7 protein-coding genes and 1 tRNA gene are annotated in these 6,017 nt (G+C 36.6%); 4 read left to right on the plus strand and 4 right to left on the minus strand.

Annotated elements, in window-relative coordinates:
• The first annotated feature begins 184 nt into the window (after positions 1-184).
• Positions 185-1,447 carry a restriction endonuclease gene (locus tag WS44_RS08420; protein ID WP_046434016.1) on the plus strand — a complete coding sequence of 421 codons (1,263 nt, stop codon included), beginning with the start codon at positions 185-187 and terminating at the stop codon, positions 1,445-1,447.
• A gap of 78 nt (positions 1,448-1,525) precedes the next feature.
• On the opposite strand, the gene WS44_RS08425 is transcribed toward WS44_RS08420, so the two are convergent.
• Positions 1,526-2,128: a sugar O-acetyltransferase gene (locus tag WS44_RS08425; RefSeq protein WP_046434017.1), complete on the minus strand. Its 603-nt coding sequence runs from the start codon at positions 2,126-2,128 to the stop codon at positions 1,526-1,528.
• 191 nt (positions 2,129-2,319) lie between these two features.
• Between WS44_RS08425 and WS44_RS08430 the strand changes: the two genes are divergently transcribed.
• Complete coding sequence (locus tag WS44_RS08430) at positions 2,320-3,144, plus strand: AAC(3) family N-acetyltransferase (RefSeq protein ID WP_046434018.1); 825 nt, start codon at positions 2,320-2,322, stop codon at positions 3,142-3,144.
• Positions 3,145-3,199: 55 nt separating this feature from the next.
• Here WS44_RS08430 and WS44_RS08435 read toward each other — a convergent pair whose 3' ends face one another.
• From WS44_RS08435 to WS44_RS08445, 3 genes are all read right to left on the minus strand, one after another.
• Positions 3,200-3,400, minus strand: coding sequence for a hypothetical protein (locus tag WS44_RS08435; protein WP_046434019.1), 201 nt, complete (start codon positions 3,398-3,400; stop codon positions 3,200-3,202).
• Positions 3,358-3,576 (minus strand): DUF3923 family protein, encoded by a 219-nt coding sequence (locus WS44_RS08440; RefSeq protein WP_046434020.1) that lies wholly within the window; start codon positions 3,574-3,576, stop codon positions 3,358-3,360. The genes WS44_RS08435 and WS44_RS08440 overlap by 43 nt, the downstream gene beginning before the upstream one ends.
• Positions 3,577-3,674: 98 nt before the next feature.
• Positions 3,675-3,747, minus strand: a tRNA-Thr gene (locus tag WS44_RS08445).
• A 163-nt stretch (positions 3,748-3,910) separates the two neighbouring features.
• Between WS44_RS08445 and WS44_RS08450 the strand changes: the two genes are divergently transcribed.
• Both WS44_RS08450 and WS44_RS08455 read left to right on the plus strand, forming a co-directional pair.
• Positions 3,911-4,612: an MgtC/SapB family protein gene (locus WS44_RS08450; protein WP_014565445.1), complete on the plus strand. Its 702-nt coding sequence runs from the start codon at positions 3,911-3,913 to the stop codon at positions 4,610-4,612.
• Positions 4,613-4,672: 60 nt separating this feature from the next.
• Positions 4,673-5,905 (plus strand): DUF2974 domain-containing protein, encoded by a 1,233-nt coding sequence (locus WS44_RS08455; protein ID WP_046434021.1) that lies wholly within the window; start codon positions 4,673-4,675, stop codon positions 5,903-5,905.
• Positions 5,906-6,017: the final 112 nt, after the last annotated feature.

Consider the following 6,017-nt stretch of genomic DNA (forward strand, 5'->3'; position numbering starts at 1 on the left):
TCAGGTTCAGGACACCTTAGAATCCTACTTTGATTAAATAAATAATTAAAAAATCAATTTACGAGAAAGATCTATTTACACAAAAGATTTGACAGTTTCTTTTAGTTTTATTTAGTCAAAGCTAAAAGATTCCAAAATAATGCTGCTAAAATATCTTTAAGATCAAACAACAGAGGGTAAAGTCATGCTATACATCGGACAAACATATTCAACATCAATCCAAGCTAAGAAATACGCAGAAAAAACTTCTAATAATATTTTAGAAATTAATGATTCCGCACAAAATAATTATTATAACCAAACTCACTTAGGCAGCAGTCCTAAAAACTATAATAATCAGCGCGGTATTACACAATATAGTGATCAAGAATGCATCATAATATCTAGCACTAATCACATTAGAAGTGACGCTTATAATCCATGGGAAGATGAATTTAATGAAGATATCGGCTACATATATTATTACGGCGATAACAAAACAGCAGATAAAGATCCAGCAACTACAACTGGCAATAAACGACTACTCGAACAGTTCAAATTAAGTCACAGTAATGATCCTAAAGAAAGAGCCAAAGCTATTCCAATTTTATTTTTTGAAAGTAAAAAACAAGGCGAACGAACTTTTCACGGATATGGCACAGTTGAATCAATTAAATTAGTCACTCAGTATAGCGGCTCCAATAAGAATAAAACTTATTTTTCAAACTATCTTTTTACATTCTGTGTTTTTTCTCTTAAAAAGGAACAAGAAGGCTTCAATTGGGACTGGATCGATGCCAGAAGAGAAAAAGATAAATTCGCTCCTTGTTTAGCACCAAAAGAATGGCAAGAGTGGATTAAAGATGGCGATTTTAATAAAATTAGACGTCACGTTTACGGTCGAAGTACTGCCAACAAAAAGGAACAACTACCTACACCTGGTAGTAAGTTAGATATAATTCTCCAAAAAATATATTCTCACTATCAAAATAATCCTTTTGGTTTTGAATACTTAGCTAAAGATGTAACTCGCCTATTAATCGAGGACTCTGGCACTATCTGCCACGATGGTTGGGTTACTAAGGCATCTGGAGATGGCGGATATGATTACGTACTAAGAATTGATATTGGAAATCATGGCTTAAGCCAAGTTAGACAGGTAGTTTTCGGACAAGCTAAATGCTACGAAAGAAATAATGGAGTTAGTGGCAAAGATGTTGATCGAATTATTGCAAGATTAAAGAGAGGATGGCTTGCAGCATTTGTAACAACTTCTTATTTTACTAATGCCACTCAACAAGAGATTCTAGAAGATAACTATCCTATCTTGCTAATCACAGGTAAGCAAGTTGCTGAAATTGTTAATAAAGAACTCTATCGTAAAAATATTAGTTTAGACAAATATCTTAAATCCTTAAATATGGAACAAGAATATAAAAATCCAGAAGATATTTTAAAAGAAGAATAATATCAAAACACCTCATAATTACCAAACGTCAATCTAGTAGCTATGAGGTGTTTTATTAGTTTTTCTTTTTCCTATTCTTTATAAAAATCGAGGATCGTTAGGATCAAAGCCGGTTTTATCCTTCTCAGTAATTGGACGAATAACTTTAGCAGGTACACCTGCCGCAATCACATTTGCTGGAATATCATGAGTCACAACACTGCCGGCACCAATAATTGTATTGTCGCCAATCGTTACACCGTGGGTTATTGATACGCATGCACCTATCCAGCAGCGATTACCAATCCTGATCGGCTTAGCAATGCATCCCCCAAGCTTTCTCTCCTTAGCATCAAAAAGGTGATTGCTAGTGTACATACCAACTTTTGGTGCAAGCAAAACATCGTCACCAATCGTCACTGGTGCACCGTCCAAGATTACGCAGTCATAATTGGCATAAAAATTATCACCAACATGAATATTTTGCCCAAATTCACAACGGAAATTTGGATTAACAAATGGTGTTTTACCAGCACTACCAAAAAGTTTTCTGATCAGTTCTTCTTTTTTAGCCGGATCATTTTCAGCATTCAACTTATTAGTATCTTCGGTAGCCTTGTTTCTTGCTTCAATTAACAATGGATCCAAGTCATTGTAAGGCTTGCCTGTTGCCATATATGCGAATTTTTCTTTTAAAGTCATCTTTTTTCTCCTTGAGGATAAATTGTGTATATTTATTATAAAATCATTCTCTATAATATTAGTTAATACGTATTTATTACGAGGTGAAAAAATGAGTAACAAACAAACTATGATTAACAAGCGTGAAATTAAAGCAAGAGTAAGATTTTTCAGACCAAGTCAATAAACTATTTTAGAAAAGGAAACACACTATGTCTGAAAAATTAATCGAAACTATTATCACAAAAAATGATTTTAAGGCTGCTTTTGACAATTTAGGTGTCAAAAGTACAGATGCTTGCATGGTTCATACTGCCATGAGTAAGTTTCAATATTTACTCGGTGGGCCTAAAACAATTGTTAGAGCACTTGAAGAAACTTTATCCGTTGGCACACTAATGATGCCGTCACAGGTTTCAACGAATTGTGATCCAGCAACTTGGGAGTATCCACCCGTTCGTCAAGATTTAATTCAGGTGGTTAGAGATAATATGCCACCATATGATCCAAGGACCTCAGCTACAGAAGGTCTGGGCATAACGCCAGAATACTTTAGGAATTTACCTGATGTAGTTCGCAGCACGCATCCCTATTTGCCAGTTGCTATCTGGGGTAAAAATGCGGCTGAAATTGCCGCACGTCAGCCTTTAAACCTGCCGTATGGGATCAACAGTCCACTTGATTATTTGTACAAGAACGATGGCAAAATTATTTTCTTAGGTACCGATTACGAAACCTGCACAATGCTTCACTACGCAGAGTCTACGATTCATCGCAAAACTGAAACCTGTTCTGCAGCAACCAGTATCGACCAAGATGGAAAAACGATTTGGACAAATTATCAAAACATAGATTTAGATTCTTATGACGATTTCAACGAATTAGGTGAAGCTTTTGAAAAAGAATTTCCTAATGAAGTTAAAGCACAAAAATTAGGTCAAGGAATTATCAAAGTAATCAACAGCAAATCCTTGATCGATTTTGCCCGTCAATGGTTTAATAAAAAAGATCATCAATTTGGTAATGCAGTAGATTAACGAAGATCAAAAAGAGCAACACGAGATTCTTTCTCATGTTGCTCTTCTTTATTTTCTATTCTTTTTGCGCAGCTCCACTTTCCGCATCTGGCTTGACTTCATCAGTTTTTGAATAATCAAAATCGTCAAGAGTTACCGCACCATCTTCATAGTGCTTTCCATGACGCTCTTCAACCGGTATCCCTAAAGCAATTGACCATTCCTTTGTTTCTCTTAGTTTATATTTTCTTGCTTTCTTTTTAAAACAATAAGCCAAATTAGATAGCCAATAATGACAGGAATTGCAAAAATTAGCCAGATCAGCAAAGTTATTTCTTTTAATTGAGCCGTCTGAGCTACTCCTGCTCCGTCAACATTCCTAAACCAGATAATTGCTGCAATTGCTATCCAGACCAGCAATACAATTAATCCGCTAGTTTTCCATGCTTTCATAATTCTCCTCCAAGAAAATTGTGCTATTAATAAATGTTTTAGTTATAATACAAAAAAGATCTGATTTTTCAATCAGATCTTTTAAACGTATTTATTAATGCTGACTAGAGGATTCGAACCTCCGACCTCATCATTACTAGTGACGTGCTCTGCCAACTGAGCTAAGTCAGCAACTCATTTGTTATCTCATCGACAACAGTATTTATTAAACCATATAGATGGGAGTTGCGCAACCCTTTTTTGAAAAAAATTCAAAAAAATCTTCAAAACTATCAAATAAGGCTATTTACGTTAGAATGGAACTAAAAGTGTTAGTCATTCAAGAGGTGATTTTATGGAGACATTCGCTCCCATTACAACTGAACTAGATTGGCTGCTCAGGATTCTCGTCGCCGCCTTTTGTGGTGCCCTAATCGGCTATGAACGAGCTATCCAAAGAAAAACTGCAGGTGTCAGAACGCACATTGTAGTTGCTATTGCTTCTGCCTTGTTCATGATCGTATCTAAATACGGCTTCACCGATCTGCTCAACATGCACGATCTTTCACTCGACCCTTCAAGAATTGCCGCCCAAATTGTCACCGGTATTTCCTTCATCGGTGCTGGTACAATTTTAGTAAGAAAAGAACAAATTTCTGGTCTAACAACAGCCGCTGGTGTCTGGGCAACTGCCGCCATCGGAATGGCCGTTGGTGCAGGCATGTACTTCATCGGCATCTTATCAACCGCCCTGCTTTTCATCATTCAACTATTCTTTCATGATGACGAAATCATTGATAAACTTACACCACACATTCGTTTCGACATTTTGATAGATGCTATCAATAAACCAGATGTTTTGCCACAAATAAAGCAAGAGCTAAAAAATAATAAAGTTGAAAATATTTCAATCAAGATTCTCGATGTCAGCGATAAAAAGATCGTTCTTTATGTCGATGGCGTTATCAACAATAAAATTGACGAAAATCAAATCATCATGACTTTACGCAAATATCCTGATATTCGAAAAATCAGTTACACACGCGGTGGCTTATAACATTTATTTTTAGAGTAATAATTAGTAAAATGTCATTATTAACCATGAAAGGATGACTTTATGGCAGGAACTCTTGACTATTTACGTTGGCGAGGAGATTTATCATTTAAAGAGAAGCCATTCAATAGTGTAGATGCATCACTCTTCGCCTCATTTATCTATCTCCCTGTAGATAAATCAGCTAAAGGACATACCCTAAGCGAAGTAGCGGAAAAACTTCGCGTTCTCCCCTCTTTCCAAGTACAAATGCACGATGAAAACGGTACACAGATCTGGCTCCTTCCTAAAAGTCTACGACTAGGAAATGTAGAAATTTTAAACTGGACTAACCGAATGGAGAAAGACCCATATCCATTACAATTTACAGCGGCTACTTTTCAACTAGATAAGAAAACTATTTTAATCGTTTACCGCGGCACCGACAGTTCAATTATCGGCTGGAATGAAGATATGAATATGAACTACATGCCTAAGGTTTATGGTCAAGATGTGGCGGCAAATTATCTTAAAGAAATTGCGGCAAAATATCCTGACGACAAGATCTACTTAGCTGGTCACTCAAAAGGCGGCAATTACGCAGAATATGCTTTAAGTGTGGCAGAACCCGCCTTGCAAAACCGCGTTATCAGAGCATTCAGTTTTGACGGCCCAGGATTTTTCCATCAAGTATGGCGTTCACCCGGCTTTGTTAGAGCACTTCCTAAGATGAAGACTTATCTACCAGAATCTTCAATCATTGGCACTATGTTAGATCACCCAGAACGAGTATTAATTGTTAAAAGTACTGCACCAATGATCCAACAACACGATCCTCGTCGCTGGAGTGTTGGACGAGATAGTTTTGTTTTAGCTGAAGGTCTTACATCAGGTGCAAGATCGCTACGACATTCCCTTATTGACTTTAATCACACTATTCCCGATGAACAACGTGGTGAATTATGGGACGCATTGTTTCAAGCATTCGACGAATTAAATATTACCGATGTGTTCCAAATTACTGCTAACAAATTGCTGGGAACTGTAAGATTCAGCCGCGTAATTATGGCCTTAACCCCAGAAACACGTAAATATGTTTTACACATGGTCGGAGAAATTCTTAATGCGATTCGCGGTAATATCAGCTTGCCATTCAACGAAACTGATTTTGCTTTATATCCTAAGAGTAACGACTCGAACAAGGCTCCTATCTTCTTTGAATTTTACGATAAAACTGTGCCCAGTATCTTACCAGAAGAAATTAAACAGCGCTTCAAAGATGATAAAGAACGTGAACAAAAGAATAAGGATAAATAGTTTCACATGAAACAAAACATACTAATCTAGTGTTGGATGATTACTCGACGGAGTAGTCGTTCAACACTTTTTCTTTTACTATGTAAAGTGGAGATGAAGCCAATGCCGTGAC

It is taken from the genome of Lactobacillus sp. N54.MGS-719, assembly GCF_000980505.1.
Lineage (GTDB): Bacteria > Bacillota > Bacilli > Lactobacillales > Lactobacillaceae > Lactobacillus > Lactobacillus amylovorus.